The following is a 17,101-nucleotide window of genomic DNA, read 5'->3' on the forward strand; positions in this document are numbered from 1 at the left end:
CTGAGAGCATAGGCGGGAACCACCCAGGACAGGAGACGAGATGCCGGAGAGCGGCCCGAGCACGCAGGGACAGACCGTCCGAGGACCGATACCCACCACCCGAGCCGAGACCCCGACCGCTCCGCCGCCCCCGGCCGCGCGCCGCGCCGTCGGCCTCCTCGTCACCCTCGTCCTCGGCGGGCTGACCGCGCTGCCGCCGCTCTCCATGGACATGTACCTCCCGGCCCTCCCGGAGGTCACCGGGTCCCTGCGGTCGCCCGCCGCGACCGTCCAGCTCACCCTCACCGCCTGCCTCGCCGGCATGGCGCTCGGCCAGCTCGTCGTCGGCCCGATGAGCGACAAGTGGGGGCGCCGCCGCCCCCTCCTCGCCGGCATGGCCGTGTACGTCCTCGCCACCGCCGCCTGCGCGCTCGCGCCGAACGTCGCGCTGCTCATCGCGTTCCGGCTGCTCCAGGGCCTCGCGGGCGCGGCGGGCATCGTCATCGCCCGCGCCGTCGTCCGCGACCTGTACGACGGCGTGGAGATGGCCCGGTTCTTCTCCACCCTCATGCTGATCTCCGGCGTCGCCCCCGTCGTCGCGCCGCTCATCGGCGGGCAGATCCTGCGGACCACGGACTGGCGGGGCGTCTTCCACGTCCTCACCGCGGTCGGCGCGCTGCTCACGTTCGTCGTGTGGAAGTGGCTCCACGAGACGCTGCCGCCCGCCCGGCGGCACGGCGGCGGCGTGGGGTCCGCCCTGCGCACCATGCGCGGGCTGCTCGCCGACCGGGTGTTCACCGGCTACATGCTGTCCGGCGGCTTCGCCTTCGCCGCGCTCTTCGCGTACATCAGCGCCTCGCCGTTCGTGGTGCAGGAGATCTACGGGGCGTCGCCGCAGACGTTCAGCCTCCTGTTCGGGATCAACTCGATCGGCCTGGTCGCCGTCGGCCAGATCAACGGCAAGCTGCTCGTCGGCCGCGTCAGCCTCGACAAGGCCCTCGCCACCGGCCTCGCCGTGATCGTCGCCGCCGCGACCGCGCTGCTCCTGATGACCGGCGGCGTCTTCGGCGAGGTGGGCCTCGTCCCGGTCGCCGCCGGACTGTTCGTCCTCATGTCGGCGATGGGCCTCGCCATGCCGAACACCAACACGCAGGCCCTGATGCGCACCCCGCACGCCGCCGGCTCCGCCTCCGCGCTGCTGGGCACCTCCTCGTTCCTCGTCGGCGCGATCGCCTCGCCGCTGGTCGGCATCGCCGGGGAGCACACGGCCGTGCCGATGGCCGTCGTCCAGCTCGTGTGCGCGCTGGCCGCCGTCGCCTGCTTCCTCGGGCTGTGCCGTCCCTGGCGGCACACCGGCACCCCCGCCGGCCCGCCTACCATGGGTCGGTGAACGCCACCCTCCCGACCTCGGACGCCCTGCGCGCCGCCCTCGCCGGGCTGCTCGACGGGCTGCCGCCCACCAAGGCGGCGCAGGCCGTCGACCGGCTCATCGCCAGCTACCGCGGCACCACCCCCACCGACGCGCCCGTGCTGCGGGACCGCGCGGACGTCGCCGCGTACGCCGCGTACCGCATGCCCGCCACGTTCGAGGCGGTGCGGTCCGCGCTGGCCGCCCTGCGCGATGCCGCGCCCGGGTGGCGGCCCGCCACCCACGCCGACGTCGGCGGCGGCACCGGAGCGGCGAGCTGGGCGGTCGCCGAGGCGTGGGGGGAGGAGGGCGGCGGGGCGCCCCGCACCACCGTCCTCGACTGGTCCGAACCCGCCCTCGCTCTCGGCCGGGAGCTGGCCGCCGCGTCCGGCGCGCCCGGCCTGCGCGGCGCCGAGTGGCGGCGGGCCCGCATCGGCGGGGCGCTGCGGCTCGACCCGGTGGACCTCGTCACCGTCTCGTACGTGCTGAAGGAGCTGGCCCCGGCCGACCGGGCGGCGCTCGTCGCCGAGACCGCCCGCGCCACCGCGGCCGTGCTGATCGTCGAGCCGGGCACCCCCGACGGGTACGAGCGGATCATCGCCGCCCGCGACCAGCTGACCGGGGCGGGCCTGCGGGTCGCCGCCCCCTGCCCGCACAGCGCCGCCTGCCCGATCGCGCCGGGCACCGACTGGTGCCACTTCTCGGCGCGGGTCAGCCGCTCGTCGCTGCACCGGCAGGTGAAGGGCGGCTCCCTCGCGTACGAGGACGAGAAGTTCGCGTACGTCGCGGCGGTCCGCTTCCCGGTGGAGCCGGCGGTCGCGCGGGTGGTGCGCAGGCCACAGATCCGCAAGGGGCAGGTCCTGCTCGACCTGTGCACCGCGGAGGAGGGCCTGCGGCGCGACACGGTCACCAAGCGGCACGGCGCGCGGTACAAGGAGGCCCGGGACGCCGAATGGGGCGACGCCTGGTAGGGCCCGCTCCGCCCCGGGGCGCCCAGGGGGTGCCGGGAGGACGGACGCCCAGCGCCGCGCGCCCGCGCGCGATCGTCCTCCCGGCCCCGCGCGTCCTCCCGGCCCCGCGTGCCTTCCGGCACCCGCATGCCCTCCCGGTCCCCGCGCGTCCCTCCGGCTCCACGGGGCGGACCACGGGGCGGCGCCCCGGCGCGCGTCGCACGCGCCTGACGGCCGCGCGCCCCTCGGCTCCCGGGCCGCCGCGTCAGGCCGCGCCGGACGGGGTGCCGCGCAGCTCCTGCGTGCAGCACTTCACGCTGCCGCCGCCCTTGAGCAGCTCGCCCAGGTCCATGCCGACGGGCTCGAACCCGCGCCGCCGCAGCGGCGCGAACAGGCCGACCGCCGCCTGCGGGAGCAGCACGTGCCGCCCGTCGCTCACGGCGTTCAGCCCGAGCGCCGCCGCGTCCGCCTCCTCGGCGACCAGCGCGTCGGGGAACAGCCGGGCCAGCACCCTGCGGCTGCCGGGCGAGAACGCGCCCGGGTAGTACATGACCTCGTCGGCCGCGTCGTCCAGGACGCACAGCGCCGTGTCCAGGTGGTAGTAGCGCGGGTCCACCAGGTCCAGCCCGATCACCGGCCTGCCGAAGAACTCCTGCGCCTCGTCGCCCGCCAGGGACGTCGAGCGGAAGCCCCGGCCGGCCAACAGGTAGGAGGCCGTGACGGCGAAGTCGCCCTCGCCCTCGTTGACGTGCTCGGGCTCGTGGACGTCCGGGTAGCCGCGGGCGCGGAACCAGGCGCGGTGCGCCTCCGCCTCGGCCGCCCGCTCCGGGTACAGGAAGCGGGCGCCCAGCACGCGGCCGTCGACGACGGTGGCGCCGTTGGCGGCGAACACCATGTCGGGCAGGCCGGGTCGGGGCTCCAGCAGTTCGACGGTGTGGCCGAGGGCGCGGTAGCGGTCCCGCAGGTCCTCCCACTGGGCGAGGGCGAGCGGGAGGTCGACCGGTTTCGCCGGATCCATCCAGGGGTTGATGGAGTACGTCACCCTGAAGTGCGTGGGTGGGCACATCAGGTAGCGGCGGGGTGAAGCGTCACGAGGCAACGGGGGCTCCTCACGAACGACCGGCGCACGCGGTGTGCGCGCACCGCCATGGTGCGCCGCGGAGCGCCCGCGCGCAGCGGACCGTACGCACGGTCACCGGAGGTTCACCGGAGCGGCCCGAGACGAGACGTACCGGTCCGCCCCCTTGGTAGATTGACCGCCATGTCCGAGCCCCCGGCGGCGTCCCCGCGGACGCCCGACGCCACGCGCCGCAGCGAACGCTCCCGCCGCGCCATCTTCGACGCCGCCCTCGCCCTCGTCGGCGAGGTGGGGTACGCCCGGACCACGGTCGAGGGCATCGCCGCCCGGGCCGGCGTCGGCAAGCAGACCATCTACCGCTGGTGGCCGTCGAAGGGCGCCGTCCTCCTCGACGCGTTCCTCGACCTGGCGGGCCGGTCCGGCGGGGCGGAGGCGGAGACGGCGGGCGGGCTGCCCGACACCGGGGACCTCGCCGCCGACCTCAAGGCGGTGCTGCGCGCCACCGTCGACGAGCTCAACGACCCCCGCTTCGAGGCCCCCACCCGCGCCCTCACCGCCGAGGGCGTCGTCGACCCGGAGCTCGGGGCCCGGTTCGTCGAGCGGCTCCTGGAGCCCCAGCTCCAGTTGTACGTGGAGCGCCTCACCGCCGCCCGGGAGGCCGGCCACGTACGCCCCGGCGTCGACCCGCGCATCGCCCTGGAGCTGTTCGTCGGCCCGCTCACCCACCGCTGGCTGCTGCGCACCCGCCCGCTCACCCACGCCTACGCCGACGAACTCGTCGAGTACGCCCTCCACGGCATCGCCGCCCGCTGAACCCGACGCGTGGACCACCTCACGGTGAACGACGGACGAACGGCAGGCATACCCGGACGAAATCCGGCAACCCGGCCGGTTCGGCGGCCCGCCCGGTCGCGACGGCCGCCCCCGGGTCGAGGAGTCCTGTCACCCGCGGCGCGGGATGGTGGGACCATGGCAGGGACCACAGGGGCTCGTACGCAGGTGTGAGGGGATAGATGGGCGACGGCATCGGCCGCTACCGCGGCACGGAGAGCAAACTCGCGCAGTGGCTGCGCCGCCGCCCGAGGAGGTCCGCCGCCGACACGCCGGGCCGGGAGGAACTGCTCCTGGCCGCGGCCGCCGCGGGACTGCCGCTCGCCCCCGCCGCGTACCCGGTCGGCTACCGCTGTTCGTGCGAGCGCATCGGCTGTCCCACGCCCGCCCGCCACCCCGTCTCCTTCGCCTGGCAGACGCAGTCCACCACCGACCGGGCCCAGATCGAGCGGTGGGCGCACGGCCAGCCGCAGGCCAACTTCATCACCGCGACCGGCATGGTCCACGACGTCCTGGACGTTCCGTTGGAGGCCGGTCGCGCCGCGTTGGAGCGGCTGCTCGCCGAGGGCGTCGAGGTGGGCCCGGTCGCGGAGTCGGGGGACGCGCTGGGCGGGGGCCGCGCGCTGTTCTTCACGGCCACGCGCGGCACGCCCGAGGACGAGGACGAGTGGTGGCCCTGCGAGCTGGACTGCCACCCCGAGACGATGGACGAGCACCCGGGCCTGCGCTGGCACTGCCGCGGCAGCTACGTCCTCGTACCGCCGGCGCGGCTGCCCGGCGACCACGCGGTGGAGTGGGTGCGGGGGCCCGAGCACCCGCTGCCGGACCCGCTGACCCTGCTGGAGGCGCTCACCGACGCCTGCGCCCGCCACGCCGAGCAGTACGACGACGAGCACGGCCACCACGCGGTGGCGTGGCCGCTGACCCGCTGACCCGCTGACCCGCCGGCGGCCGGCGCGCGTGCCGCTGACCCGCCGGCGCGCGTGCCGCCGGCGCACCGGGGTCAGGACGCACCGGGGTCAGGAGCCCTTGAGGGCCGTCACGCCCTGGATGCGGTTCACGATCGTCACCTGGTCCGCGTCGGCGGGGCCCGGCTTCACGAGGGCGGTCAGGCTCGTCACCCACTCCTTGGTGAGCGTGTCACGGACCTCGCCGGTGAGCAGCGGCTTCTCCTCGGGCGTCACCCGGGGCCGGTAGCCGCGGGCGGTGGTGGCCCGCTCGTAGACGCGGTTCGAGAAGAACACCAGCGCCCCGCCGTCCTCGGTGACCAGCCCCACCGGCGCGAACGCGCCCGTGTCCAGGGCCTGGTCGGCGAACTGGAGCGAGAGCCCCGGCCGGTTGGCGATCTTCGCGCGGTCCTCCCGCAGCCGCGAGGTGTGCGGGCCGTCCGCGAACACCTTCGGCTCGCCGGACTTCATGTACGCGGCGTAGTCCCGGCCCAGATCGCGGGGGGCCGCCGCCAGCGTCGCGCCGTCCGCCGGGGCGGGCGCGGCCCAGCCGTCCGCGTCGGTCCGGAACGCGGGCACCCGGTCGGGGGCGAGGATCGCGAGGTGCGCCGCCTCCCACATCCGGTCGGCCCCCTCGCGGACGAACAGCAGCAGCCAGCGGTTGTCGCCCTCGCCCTCGTCGGTGTCCCGGTTCGAGTCGGTGTCGGCGACGAACCAGCGGGGCCAGCCCGCCTTCTTGGGGATGACGAACTTGGCGTCGCCCAGCTCCAGCGGTTGGTGCCGGGGGTTGCCGTCCGGGTCCGTCACCGACCGCGCCTTCAGACCGGCCTGGTTGATGGCGCCGAGCGAGCCGGTCACCCGGTGCGCGTCGAGGGTCGGGTCGTACGCCTTGTCGGCGGCGTTGTACGCCTCGGTGAAGTCCTTCAGCGCCCGTGCGGCCTCATCGCGGGTCGCCGTCGGCACGACCGCCAGCTCGCCGTGCACCGTCACGCAGCCGCTCGCCGCCAGCGTCAGCGCCGCCACCGCCGCGACCGCCGACAGCGGACGCCGGCCCCTGCGGACCAACCCCCGGCCCAGCACCTTCACCAGCCCTCGCATCGGTTCTCTTCTGCTCCTCGACCCCGACCGGCACCGACCGACCGAACCCTACCGGTGACAGGGCGAGCACGAGTGCCGGCACCAGGTACAGGGCCCACACCGCGACCTGGAGCACCGACGGGTCGGGCCGTACGTTGAGGGCGCCCTCCAACAGCGCCCCCGGCCAGTGGTCCGGCGACACCGCGCCGCCCAGGTCGACCGCCCGGTCCGCGAGCAACCCGCCCAGCGGGCCCGCGTCCTGGAGGTCGCGCACCCCCCGCGCCAGCACCCCCGCCGCGACGACGAGCAGCGCGCCGCCCGCCCAGGCGCGGAACCGGGCCGGCGGCAGCCGCCGTACGCCGAGGTGGGCGGCCCAGCCGAGGAGCGCGGCGACGGCGAGGCCCAGCAGCACCATGCCCAGCGGGCCCGCCGACCCGGCCTCGTCGAGGGCCGCCGACACGGCCGCCCACACGAACAGCGCCGTCGCCAGGCCCTCCCGCGCCACCACCAGGAACCCGGCCGCGCCCGCGAGTCCGCCGCGCGCCCCGCACGGCCGGAACACCACCCGCGTGACGCACCCGGCCGCCGCCACCGACAAGACGCCCCCGAGCACCGTGCCCGCCTCCCGCGTCACCTCCCGGTCCCCGTACGTGAACAGCCATCCGAGGCCCAGGGCCAGCAGCGCCGCCGCTGCGGCCCCGCCCCACAGCGCCCGCCCGCCGCCGCCCGCCCGGCCGGGCGCCCCGGCGGCCCCCCGGCCGCGCCCGAGCCACGCGGCGAGCAGTCCGAGGAGCAGGGCGGCCTCCAAGCCGCCGCGCAGCCCTGCCAGATGGGAGCCGAGCACGGGGAGCCTTTCGACGGGTCTTCGACGGGTCCGGCACACGCGCCCGCCGACGACGTGCTCCGCGGCGGGTCCGCCCACCGTACCGACCGGGCCCCGTCCGCGGACGCCCGCCCCGCGTCCCGGCCCCGTGCTTGAATGCCCCGGTGAACACTGCATACGACGTCCTGGCCGTCTTCTGCGGCCCCGACGGGCGGCACGGCAACCGGCTCGGCGTCGTACGCGACGGCCGCGCCCGCCCCGACGAGGCGTCCCGGCAGGCGCTCGCGAAGGAACTCGGCCACAGCGAGACGGTGTTCGTCGACGACCCCGAGCGCGGCGTCCTCGACGTCTACACGCCGAGCGTCCGGCTGCCCTTCGCCGGCCACCCCGTCGTCGGCGCCGCCTGGCTGCTCGACCTGGAGGTGCTCGACCTCCCGGTCGGCGAGGTGTGGGCGCGCCACGACGGGGAGTTCACCTGGATCGGGGCGCGCCCCGAGTGGGCGCCGCCGCGCACCCTGCACCAGTACGGCTCCGCCGCCGAGGTGGAGGCGCTGGACGTGCCGCCGCCGGGGGTGGGGGCACCTCCCGCGGAGCGGGGGAGGTTGTACGCCTGGGCGTGGGAGGAGGAGGCCGCCGGGCGGGTCCGCGCCCGCGCCTTTCCCGGCCGGGGCGACGGCGTGGACGAGGACGAGGCGACGGGCGCGGCGGCGCTGCTGCTGACGGCGCTGCTGGGCCGGGCCCTGAACATCACGCAGGGCCGAGGCTCGCAGATCATGACGGCCCCGGGCCCCGACGGCGTGATCGAACTGGGCGGACGGGTCCGCCACCTCGGCTCCGGGCCGCTCACGCGCTGAGCGGGTACTCCTCGCCCAGCTCGCGGAAGACGGCCGTGTTGAAGGCGAAGGCGCGCCTGCACTCGTCGACGATCCGCTGCTTCTCCAGGTCGTCGACGTCCACCGAGTCCAGCAGCTCGCGGTAGGCGCGCTTGAACGCCGCCGGGTTGGCGATGGCGTCGAAGACGTAGAAGCGGACGCCGTCGCCCTTGCGCGCGAAGCCCCACTGGCGCTCCGCCCGGTCGCGGATGACCTGGCCGCCGGAGAGGTCGCCGAGGTAGCGCGTGTAGTGGTGGGCGACGTACCCCGCCGGCCAGGTGCGGGCGCACTCCTCGACGCGGGCGGCGTACGCGGCGGTCGACGGCAGCGGCGAGGCGAGGGTCCGCCAGCCGGTGCCCCGCAGGTGCGCGAGGTCCCGCTCCAGCTCCCGGGTGCGGTACAGCTCGGGCCGTATGAAGGGCCCGGCGACCGGGTCGTCGGCCAGCCCGTCCGCGGCGGCCTCCAGGGCCCGGTACACGAACCACAACTGCTCGGTGTAGCGGGCGAAGGCGTCCACTCCCAGGCGACCGCCGAGCAGGTCGCTCATGAAGGTCGAGTTCTCGGCCTCCGTGTGCGCTCCCTGGGACGCGGTGCGGATGAGGGTCGAGAAGGGGATGGCGGCGGGGGTGGCGCTGGCGTCCAAGGCGGGCCTCCGGGGACCGATGGGGCGGAAAGTCGCGTGGTGGACGAGCGGGCGTGCGGCGCCGGCGCGCGCTGTCACGCGTGCGCGCCGGGGCGCCGCCGCACCCGATCCTCCTGCTCGGGCGTGCCCAAGTCACCTGCTTTCCGACGGCCTGTCGGTAAAACGGTACCCCTCGGGGACGTCAGGGCAACGTGAGGATCTCCGCCCCGCCGTCCGTCACCACGAGCGTGTGCTCGAACTGCGCGGTCCGCTTGCGGTCCTTCGTCACCACGGTCCAGCCGTCCTCCCACATGTCGTACTCGTGGGTGCCCAGCGTCAGCATCGGCTCGATCGTGAAGGTCATGCCGGGCCGCATCACGGTCGTGGCGTGCGGCGAGTCGTAGTGCGGGATGATCAGGCCGGAGTGGAACGACGTGCTGATGCCGTGCCCGGTGAAGTCCCGCACGACGCCGTAGCCGAAGCGCTTGGCGTACGACTCGATGACGCGCCCGATCACGTTGACCTGCCGGCCCGGCCTGACGGCCTTGATGGCCCGGTTGAGCGCCTCGCGGGTCCGCTCGACGAGCAGCCGCGACTCCTCGTCGACGTCGCCGCACAGGTACGTGGCGTTGTTGTCGCCGTGGACGCCGTGGATGTACGCCGTGACGTCCAGGTTCACGATGTCGCCGTCCCGCAGGACGGTCGAGTCGGGGATGCCGTGGCAGATGACCTCGTTGACCGAGGCGCACAGCGACTTGGGGAAGCCCCGGTAGCCCAGCGTCGAGGGGTAGGCGCCGTGGTCGCACATGTACTCGTGGGCGACGCGGTCCAGCTCGTCGGTGGTGACGCCGGGCGCGATGTGCTTGGCGGCCTCCTCCATCGCCCGCGCGGCGATGCGACCCGCGATGCGCATCCGCTCGATCGTGTCGGAGTCCTGGACCTCGGGGCCGTCGTACGGCTTCGGAGCGGGCTTCCCGACGTACTCGGGCCGCCGGATGGATCCGGGGACGGAACGGATGGGGGACAGCTCCCCCGGGACGAGCAGCGACTGGCCAGACATGCCAGCGAGTCTAACCAGGGCGGGCCGGGGCACCATGGCGACAGAGGAAGGAGCGGGACATGGCCCTGTTCAAGAAGCGCACGGCGGGCAAACCGGGCGAGTGGTACTACTGCCTGGAGCACCGGAAGGTGGAGGAGGGGCCGGAGTGCCCCGCGAAGGACAGGTTTGGCCCCTACGCGTCGCCGGAGGCGGCGGGGCACGCGATGGAGACCGCGCGCGAGCGGAACGCCCAGTGGGAGACCGACCCCCGCTGGCACGACACCCCCGGAGCGGGGCCCCGGGAGGGATAGCCGCGCCCGGACCGCCGGGCCGCCGGTGTGCCGGGCGGGCTCGGCGGGTGCGGCGGGCCGCCCCCGGCGCCCGTCCGGAGCGGCGGGGGCGGCCCCGTGACGCGCGGGCCGTCCGACGAGGTGGTCGCGGTGCCCGCCGGGGTCTCCCACCGGGCCCTACGGCGCCCCGGCCGCCCGCCGGCGCCGCGCGTCGGGGTCGGTCGCGGCGTCGTACGACACGAGCCGCGGCAGCGCCGCGGCCAGCAGCCCCACCGCCGCGACGCACGCCAGCCCGCCGCCCCACACGGCCCCGCGCGTGCCGGTCCACCCGGCCATGGCGCCCGCCCGCACCTGCCCCAGTTGCGGGCCCACGCTGTACGACAGCACCTCGATCCCGGCCAGCCGCCCCCGCAGGTGGTCGGGGATCGTCTGGTTCCAGATCGTCGACCGGCCGAGGCCGCTCAGCATGTCGCCCGCGCCCGCCACCGCCAGGCACAGCAGCACCACCCACACGTCGTCGAACCAGCCGGCGCCCGCGACCGCCAGCCCCCACCCGGCGGCGCCGACCACCACCATCAGCCCGTGCCGCCGCACCCGGGACGTCCACCCGCTCGTCAGGGTGAGCACCACCGACCCCGCGGACCCCGCCGCGTACATCAACCCCAGCGACCACGGGGCACCCAGCTCGTCCGCGAGGAACGGGTACAGCGTCGGCGGGTACGCCAGCAGCATCGCGGCGAGGTCGACCGCGTACGTGCCGAGCAGCACGGGCCGCGACCAGGCGTACCGCGCGCCCTCCGCGATGCCCCGCAGCGACGGCCCGCCCGCGCCGCTCACGGGCGGGGCGGGGGAGAGGCGCAGGCACAGCAGCACGGACACGGCGAAGCAGCACACCGTCGTGGCGTACGCCGTGCCGTGCCCCGCGTACGCCACGACGAGGCCCGCCAGCGCGGGCCCGGCGACGGCGCCCAACTGCCAGCGCAGCGCGTTGAGCGCGGCGGCGGCCGGGAGCTGGTCGTGCGGCACGATCCGGGCGATCAGCGCGTCCAGCGCGGGCCGCTGGAGCCCGGCCATCGCGGAGACCCCGGCCGCCACGGCGTACAGCGGCCACAGCATCGGCTCGGGCAGCAGCGCGTTCAGCAGCAGGACGGCGGCGAGCAGCGCCAGCCCCGCCTCCGTGGCGAGGATCATCCGCCGCCGGTCGACCGCGTCGGCGAGCGCGCCCCCGTACAGGCCGAACACGACCAGCGGGACCAGCTCGACCGCGCCCATGGCACCCACGGCGAACGGCGAACCGGTGAGCTCCTTGATCTGGAGCGGCAGCGCGACCATCGCCGTGAAACTGCCGAAGTAGGCGACGAGCCCCTGCACCCACAGCAGACGGAAGTCGCGCGAGGCCCGCCAGGGGGAGAGGTCGGGCAGCACGGCGGACAGCTTCGAGGTCACGGGGCGCCATGCTGCGCGCGGGCCGCTGCCCCGGGCAACCGGTTTTACCGGCGCGCGCCTACCAGCGCGTGGGCGGCGGCGACGTCAGGTGGTCGGCGAGCCGGGACAGCCGGTCGCGCAGCCGGGCTCGGCCCCGGGGCGCGGGCAGGCTGTTCTCCCCGGCCGCCGCGCTCACCAGGTGCTGCACCGTGTCCAGGTCGACGCCCTCGTCGCGCGCCGGGTCGACGGTGAGCGACTCGTGCGCCAGGCCGTGGACCTCCCGGTCGCCGCCGTCCAGCGACAGCACCGTCGCCCCGGCCCGCCGCGCCCCGTGCACCCGCTCCAGCAGGCCGCCGTCCGGCCGGTCCGGCGCCACGACCAGCAGCGTCGCGCCCCGCCCGGCCGCCTCCAGCCGACCCAGCCCCACCGCCAGGTGCGCCGGGTCCGAGGGCCGCACCCGGTGCCGTACGAGAGTGGGCGCCAACTCCGGAAGGCCCGCCCACATCGCCTCGTCCACCAGGTGCGCGGCCAGGTGCCACGGCTCGTACTCCGCGGTGCCCACCAGCAGCAGCCCGCCGCCGTGCCGCGTGACGGACGAGCGCAGCGCCCCCGCGAAGCCGCGCGCCGCCGCCGGCCACGCGGTCCCGGCGAGCACGTCACGGAGCAGGGCGACCCGTACGGCATCCATGGCGCCGCATCCTGCCCGCCCCGGCCCGCCCGGCGCGGCGCTTCGCGGGGCTGTCACCCGTACGGGGGCGGTGGCACGTAGTGTCGGCACCATGAGTGAGACGGAGACCAAGAAGCCCGCCCGGGACCCCTGGGACCTGCCCGACGTGTCCGGCCTCGTCGTCGGCGTCCTCGGCGGCACCGGCGACCAGGGGCGCGGCCTCGCCTACCGGCTGGCCCGCGCGGGCCAGAAGGTGATCATCGGTTCGCGCGCCGCGGAGCGGGCCCGCGAGGCCGCCGCCGGACTGGGCCTCGGCGTCGAGGGCGCCGACAACGCCGAGTGCGCCCGTCGCAGCGACATCGTGATCGTGGCCGTGCCCTGGGAGGGCCACGCCGCGACCCTCGCGGCGCTGCGCGAGGAGCTGCGCGGCAAGCTCGTCGTCGACTGCGTGAACCCGCTCGGCTTCGACAAGCAGGGCGCGTACGCGCTCAAGCCGGAGGAGGGCAGCGCCGCCCAGCAGGCCGCCGCGCTGCTCCCCGAGTCGCGGGTGACCGCCGCGTTCCACCACCTGTCGGCCGTGCTGCTCCAGGACGAGACGGTCGACGAGATCGACACGGACGTGATGGTCCTCGGCGAGAAGCGCGCCGACACGGACCTCGTGCAGGCCCTCGCCGCCCGGATCCCCGGCATGCGGGGCGTCTACGCGGGCCGGCTCCGGGGCGCCCACCAGGTCGAGTCGCTCGTCGCCAACCTGATCGCCGTCAACCGCCGCTACAAGGCCCACGCCGGGCTGCGCGTCACCGACGTCCAGGAGACGCGGGACCGCTGAGCGGGCCACCGGGGCGCATGGGGGACACTGGACGGGACCGCCCCCCGCACCGGACAGGAGCCGACCCCCATGCCCCGCCTCGCCCTCTACGCGCTCGCCGTCTGCGTCCTCGCCGCCGTCGCGGCCGTGGTCTCGTTCGTCCAGGGCAACTGGCTCGGCATCGTGTGGGTGCTGCTCGCCGGTGTCTCCTCCAACATGTCCTGGTACTACTGGCGGCGCTCCCGCCAGGTCACCGGGTGACGTCCACGAGGAACGCGCAGACCGGGTCGGCCTCCTGCCAGAAGCGGTAGAGGTCCCGTCCGCAGGACGACTCCGCCCCGGCGACGCCCAGCGCGCCGAGCACCCCGTCGACCAGGCCGAAGAACACCTGGTTCACCTCCGGCGCGAGCAGCAGCACGAACACGGCGAGCAGCCCGTACGGCGCGAACGGCTCGACCCCCCGCCGGACCCGCTCCGGCAGCCACGGCTCCACCACCCCGTACCCGTCGAGCCCCGGCACCGGCAGGGCGTTCAGGACCGCCGCCGTCACCTGGAGCAGCGCCACGAACGCCAGCGCGAACCGGAAGCCCACCGGGGCGCCGTCGAGCGCGCCCAGCCAGAACGGCGCCGCGCACCCGAGCGCGAACAGCGCGTTCGCCAGCGGCCCCGCCGCCGAGACCAGGCTGAGCCGCAGACGGCCCCGGATGCGGTGCCGCTCGATGAACACGGCCCCGCCCGGCAGCCCGATCCCGCCCATCACCAGGAACAGCACCGGCAGCAGGACGCTCAGCACGGCGTGGGTGTACTTCAGCGGGTCCAGCGTCAGGTAGCCCCTCGCCGCCACGGACGCGTCGCCGCCGTGCAGCGCGGTCCGGGCGTGCGCGTACTCGTGCAGGCACAGCGACACGACCCACGCCCCGGTGACGAACAGGAACACCGCGACGCCGAGCCCGGGTCCGGCCCCGGGGCGGCCCCAGACCGCCCATCCGGCGACCGCGGTGACGGCGGCGATCCCGAGGAACACGGGGCTGATCCGGCGGGATGCTGCGACGGCCACGGGCGGAGCCTCCTCGGTCGGGGACGACGACCGTACCGCCCCGCGCCGGAGGGCGGACCGGGCCGGAGGGGCCCCTCGCCGGCGGCGGGGCCGCGGCGTGCCGACAGCCCGCCGATGGGGGAAGTCGGCGGGCTGTCGTCCGTGCCGCAGTGGCTCGGTGGAGGGTGTGCTCCTCGACGGGGCGGGGCGGGGCGGTTCGGTGGAGGGTGCGCTCCTCGGCGGGGCGGCTCAGTGGAAGGTGTGCTCCTCGGCGGGGAACGCGCCGCCGGCGACGTCCTGCGCGAACGCCTGCGCCGCGTCGCCCAGGGTGCGGCGCAGATCGGCGTACTGCTTGGTGAAGCGCGGCACCTTGCCGCCGGTCAGGCCGGCCATGTCCGTCCACACGAGGACCTGCGCGTCCGTGTCCGGGCCCGCGCCGATGCCGATCGTCGGGATGTGCAGGGAGCGGGTGACCTCGGCGGCCAGCTCGGCCGGTACGAGCTCCAGGACGACCGCGAACGCGCCCGCGTCCTGCGCCGCCTTGGCGTCCCGCAGCAGCCGGTGCGCGTCCTCGTCGGCGCGGCCCTGCACCCGGTAGCCCATGGTGTTCACGGACTGCGGGGTCAGGCCGAGGTGGGACATCACCGGGATCCCGGCCTGGACCAGCATCCGCGTCTGGGGCAGCGAGCGCTCGCCGCCCTCCAGCTTGACCGCGCCGACGCCGGCATCCTTCACCAGCCGCGTCGCCGACCGCAGGGCCTGTACGGGGCCCTCCTGGTAGGAGCCGAACGGCAGGTCGCCGACGACGAGGGCGCGCTTGGTGCCCCGGACGACGGCGGCGGACAGGAGGGCCATCTCGTCCATCGTGACGGGCACGGTGGTCTCGTAGCCGAGGTGGCAGTTGCCCATGGAGTCGCCGACGAGGAGGACCGGGATGCCGGCCTCGTCGAAGACCGACGCCGTCATCGCGTCGTACGCGGTCAGCATGGGCCACTTCTCGCCGCGCTCCTTGGCGGCGGCGATGTCGTGGACGGTGATGCGGCGCGTGCCCTTACCGCCGTACAGCGCCCTGGGGTGGGTGGCGCCCTGCTCCGCGCTGCTGTCGCCGGGCTGTTTCCGGGCAGGCTGAAGCGTCATGTGAAACGGCTCCTTCGTCATCTCGAGGCGCCCTGACGGCGTCCCCGGACCACGTCCATGGTGGCACTTCGTGCCGTACGGGGGGAAGTGGGGGAGCACGCGGGGGGAGCAATCCGGGACGGCGCCGTCCCGGAATCCGTCCTACGGTGGGCCCATGGACCGGCCCCCGCCCCCGCCGCACGCCCCGCGCCCCTCCCACGACGGCGTACCGGACCGGGTGCCGGAGGTGCCGCCGGACGTGCACCGGCGCCGCTGGGCGATCCTCGCGGTGCTGATGCTGAGCCTGCTGTTCGTGGTGCTGGACAACTCGATCCTCAACGTGGCGGTGAAGACCGTCGCGAGCCCGCCGCCCGTCGGGATCGGCGCCACCCAGAGCCAGCTGGAGTGGGCCGTCAACGCGTACGCCTTGGTCTTCGCGGGACTGCTGTTCACGGCGGGCCTCCTCGGCGACCGGTTGGGCCGCCGCAGGACGCTGCTGTTCGGCACGGTGGTCTTCGGGATCTCCTCGGCGCTGGCCGCCTTCGCGGACTCGCCGGTCGAGCTGGTCGCCTACCGGGCGGTGATGGGGTTCGGGGCCGCGTTCGTGATGCCGGCGACGCTCGCCATCCTGATGAACGTCTTCGAGCGCGACGAGCAGCCGCGGGCCATCGGCGTGTGGGTCGGCGCGGTCGGCGTGGCCATCGCGGTCGGCCCGGTCCTGGGAGGGCTCCTGCTGGAGCACTTCTGGTGGGGGTCGATCTTCCTGGTCAACGTGCCGGTCGTGGCGGTCTCGCTGGTCGCCGTGGCGCTGCTGGTGCCGGAGTCCCGCGACCCCGCGCCCGGGCGGGTCGACCCGGGCGGGGTGGCGCTGTCGATCGTCGGCCTGGTGCTGCTGGTGTTCGGCATCATCCGGGGCGGCGAGCTGGCCGACCTGACCGAGCCGACCGTGCTGCTGCCCGTCGTGGGCGGGGTGCTGGTCCTGGCCGGGTTCGTCGTCCACGAGCGGCGCAGCCCGCACCCGGCGCTCGACATGGCGTACTTCCGCAAGCCCGTCTTCTCGGCGGCGGTGGGCGGGATCGCGCTGGTCTTCTTCGCCCTGATGGGCGTGACCTTCGTCTCGGTGTTCTACCTGCAGAGCGTGCGCGGCTTCAGCCCGCTCCAGGCCGGGCTGCTGCTCCTGCCGCTGGCGGTGACGCAGCTCCTGTTCGCGCCGCGCTCCCGGCTGGTGGTGCGGCGGTTCGGGGCGCGCACGGTGTGTGCGGCGGGGCTGTTGGTGGTGGCCGCGTGCCTGGCCGCGTTCGCCGGTTTCGACACGGGCACGCCGGTGTGGGTGGTGGAGCTGGTGCTGTTCGCCCAGGGCGCGGGCATGGCCCACGTCATGCCGCCCGTGACGGTCGCCGTGATGCAGGCCCTGCCGCGCGAGAAGGCCGGCTCCGGGTCGGCCGTCAACAACACGTTCCGGCAGATCGGCGGGGCGCTCGGCGTGGCCGTGCTCGGCTCGCTGTTGTCGGCCGTCTACCGGGGCCGCATCGAGGGGCACCTGGGCGCCGTGCCGCCGGGCGAGCGGGCGGCGGCGGGCGAGTCCGTCGAGGCCACCCTCGCCGCCGCGCGGCAGCTCGGCCCGGCGGGGGAGGCGCTGGTCGCCCCGGCGCACGCGGCGTTCCTGGCGGCGATGCACGTGACGGCCCTGTGCGCGGCCTGCGTCGCCGCGCTGGGGGCGGCGGTGGTCGCCGCGTTCCTGCCGGGCCGCCGCCCGGCACCGGGGGGCCGGGAGCGGGCGGCGGAGGGCGGCGCGCGGGAGGCGGTCCCCCGGTAGCCGTACGCGCCGGGGGAGGCGTCCGGCGCCTTGTCGGCGTGGACGTCCTCGCGCCCGGCAGCCGTGTGCGCCCGGGGCGGCGCGGCGCGGACTCCACCGGCCCGGCCGGCCGGGCTCGGGGCAGCCGTACGCGTTCGGGAGGCGCCGCCGCGCCGCCCCCGCGGGTTCCCGGTCGGCCCTCTCGCGGATCCCGGTCCCTGCGGCCCCTCGTCCCGCCCTCGCGGGCCCTCGACCCGTCCTCGCGGATCCCGGCCCCGCGGGCCCTCGCCCCGTCCCGGCCACCGGTCCCGGTCGTGAATGTGCGCGTTTCGTTACAA

General features: G+C 75.8%; 18 protein-coding genes. 9 read left to right on the top strand and 9 right to left on the bottom strand.

The genetic code is table 11. From position 1 onward, the window contains the following. Positions 1-40: 40 nt before the first annotated feature. Positions 41-1,369, top strand: a complete 1,329-nt coding sequence (locus tag AC07D6_RS02445; RefSeq protein WP_479041304.1) for a multidrug effflux MFS transporter — start codon at positions 41-43, stop codon at positions 1,367-1,369. Continuing rightward, positions 1,366-2,358 carry a small ribosomal subunit Rsm22 family protein gene (locus AC07D6_RS02450; protein ID WP_479041306.1) on the top strand — a complete coding sequence of 331 codons (993 nt, stop codon included), beginning with the start codon at positions 1,366-1,368 and terminating at the stop codon, positions 2,356-2,358. Before AC07D6_RS02445 ends, AC07D6_RS02450 begins: the two co-directional genes overlap by 4 nt. A 244-nt stretch (positions 2,359-2,602) precedes the next feature. Here the strand turns inward: AC07D6_RS02450 and ddaH are convergent, their stop codons facing one another. Further along, positions 2,603-3,436 carry a dimethylargininase gene (ddaH, locus tag AC07D6_RS02455; protein ID WP_479041308.1) on the bottom strand — a complete coding sequence of 278 codons (834 nt, stop codon included), beginning with the start codon at positions 3,434-3,436 and terminating at the stop codon, positions 2,603-2,605. A 162-nt stretch (positions 3,437-3,598) separates the two neighbouring features. Here ddaH and AC07D6_RS02460 point away from each other — a divergent pair, with 162 nt between their 5' ends. Beyond that, positions 3,599-4,228: a TetR/AcrR family transcriptional regulator gene (locus AC07D6_RS02460; protein WP_479041310.1), complete on the top strand. Its 630-nt coding sequence runs from the start codon at positions 3,599-3,601 to the stop codon at positions 4,226-4,228. A gap of 200 nt (positions 4,229-4,428) precedes the next feature. Continuing rightward, a complete protein-coding gene (locus AC07D6_RS02465; protein ID WP_479041312.1) occupies positions 4,429-5,178 on the top strand; it encodes a bifunctional DNA primase/polymerase in 750 nt (249 codons plus the stop codon). Positions 5,179-5,265: 87 nt separating this feature from the next. Here AC07D6_RS02465 and AC07D6_RS02470 read toward each other — a convergent pair whose 3' ends face one another. Further along, the gene (locus tag AC07D6_RS02470) at positions 5,266-6,216 is read right to left on the bottom strand and encodes an SCO2278 family lipoprotein (protein ID WP_315878754.1); all 951 of its coding nucleotides are present in this window, start codon (positions 6,214-6,216) and stop codon (positions 5,266-5,268) included. Beyond that, positions 6,134-7,114: an FTR1 family protein gene (locus AC07D6_RS02475; RefSeq protein ID WP_479041314.1), complete on the bottom strand. Its 981-nt coding sequence runs from the start codon at positions 7,112-7,114 to the stop codon at positions 6,134-6,136. The genes AC07D6_RS02470 and AC07D6_RS02475 overlap by 83 nt, the downstream gene beginning before the upstream one ends. A 143-nt stretch (positions 7,115-7,257) precedes the next feature. Between AC07D6_RS02475 and AC07D6_RS02480 the strand changes: the two genes are divergently transcribed. Continuing rightward, positions 7,258-7,947 (top strand): PhzF family phenazine biosynthesis protein, encoded by a 690-nt coding sequence (locus AC07D6_RS02480; protein WP_479041316.1) that lies wholly within the window; start codon positions 7,258-7,260, stop codon positions 7,945-7,947. Here the strand turns inward: AC07D6_RS02480 and AC07D6_RS02485 are convergent. Together AC07D6_RS02485 and map are read right to left on the bottom strand one after the other, a co-directional pair. Continuing rightward, on the bottom strand, positions 7,937-8,608 hold the full coding sequence (locus tag AC07D6_RS02485; RefSeq protein WP_479041318.1) for a biliverdin-producing heme oxygenase: 672 nt from the start codon (positions 8,606-8,608) through the stop codon (positions 7,937-7,939). The genes AC07D6_RS02480 and AC07D6_RS02485 overlap by 11 nt on opposite strands. Before the next feature lie 181 nt (positions 8,609-8,789). Then, positions 8,790-9,647, bottom strand: a complete 858-nt coding sequence (map, locus tag AC07D6_RS02490; RefSeq protein WP_479041320.1) for a type I methionyl aminopeptidase — start codon at positions 9,645-9,647, stop codon at positions 8,790-8,792. 59 nt (positions 9,648-9,706) lie between these two features. On the opposite strand from map, the gene AC07D6_RS02495 reads away from it, so the two are divergent. Beyond that, positions 9,707-9,937 (top strand): hypothetical protein, encoded by a 231-nt coding sequence (locus tag AC07D6_RS02495; protein ID WP_479041322.1) that lies wholly within the window; start codon positions 9,707-9,709, stop codon positions 9,935-9,937. Positions 9,938-10,093: 156 nt separating this feature from the next. Here the strand turns inward: AC07D6_RS02495 and AC07D6_RS02500 are convergent, their stop codons facing one another. Together AC07D6_RS02500 and AC07D6_RS02505 are read right to left on the bottom strand one after the other, a co-directional pair. After that, entirely contained in the window at positions 10,094-11,362 is a 1,269-nt protein-coding gene (locus AC07D6_RS02500; protein ID WP_315878684.1) for an MFS transporter, read from the bottom strand. 58 nt (positions 11,363-11,420) lie between these two features. Beyond that, the gene (locus AC07D6_RS02505; RefSeq protein WP_315878683.1) at positions 11,421-12,029 is read right to left on the bottom strand and encodes a hypothetical protein; all 609 of its coding nucleotides are present in this window, start codon (positions 12,027-12,029) and stop codon (positions 11,421-11,423) included. A 91-nt stretch (positions 12,030-12,120) separates the two neighbouring features. On the opposite strand from AC07D6_RS02505, the gene npdG reads away from it, so the two are divergent. Both npdG and AC07D6_RS02515 read left to right on the top strand, forming a co-directional pair. Beyond that, positions 12,121-12,837: an NADPH-dependent F420 reductase gene (npdG, locus tag AC07D6_RS02510; RefSeq protein WP_479041324.1), complete on the top strand. Its 717-nt coding sequence runs from the start codon at positions 12,121-12,123 to the stop codon at positions 12,835-12,837. Positions 12,838-12,906: 69 nt separating this feature from the next. Further along, positions 12,907-13,077, top strand: a complete 171-nt coding sequence (locus tag AC07D6_RS02515; RefSeq protein ID WP_315878681.1) for a hypothetical protein — start codon at positions 12,907-12,909, stop codon at positions 13,075-13,077. Here AC07D6_RS02515 and AC07D6_RS02520 read toward each other — a convergent pair. Together AC07D6_RS02520 and panB are read right to left on the bottom strand one after the other, a co-directional pair. Further along, complete coding sequence (locus AC07D6_RS02520; protein WP_479041326.1) at positions 13,067-13,873, bottom strand: site-2 protease family protein; 807 nt, start codon at positions 13,871-13,873, stop codon at positions 13,067-13,069. The genes AC07D6_RS02515 and AC07D6_RS02520 overlap by 11 nt on opposite strands. A 228-nt stretch (positions 13,874-14,101) precedes the next feature. Then, positions 14,102-14,989, bottom strand: a complete 888-nt coding sequence (gene panB, locus AC07D6_RS02525) for a 3-methyl-2-oxobutanoate hydroxymethyltransferase (protein ID WP_479041328.1) — start codon at positions 14,987-14,989, stop codon at positions 14,102-14,104. 154 nt (positions 14,990-15,143) lie between these two features. Between panB and AC07D6_RS02530 the strand changes: the two genes are divergently transcribed. Next, positions 15,144-16,784 carry an MFS transporter gene (locus tag AC07D6_RS02530; RefSeq protein WP_479041330.1) on the top strand — a complete coding sequence of 547 codons (1,641 nt, stop codon included), beginning with the start codon at positions 15,144-15,146 and terminating at the stop codon, positions 16,782-16,784. Positions 16,785-17,101: the final 317 nt, after the last annotated feature.

The organism is Streptomyces sp. NPDC045287 (assembly GCF_056432325.1).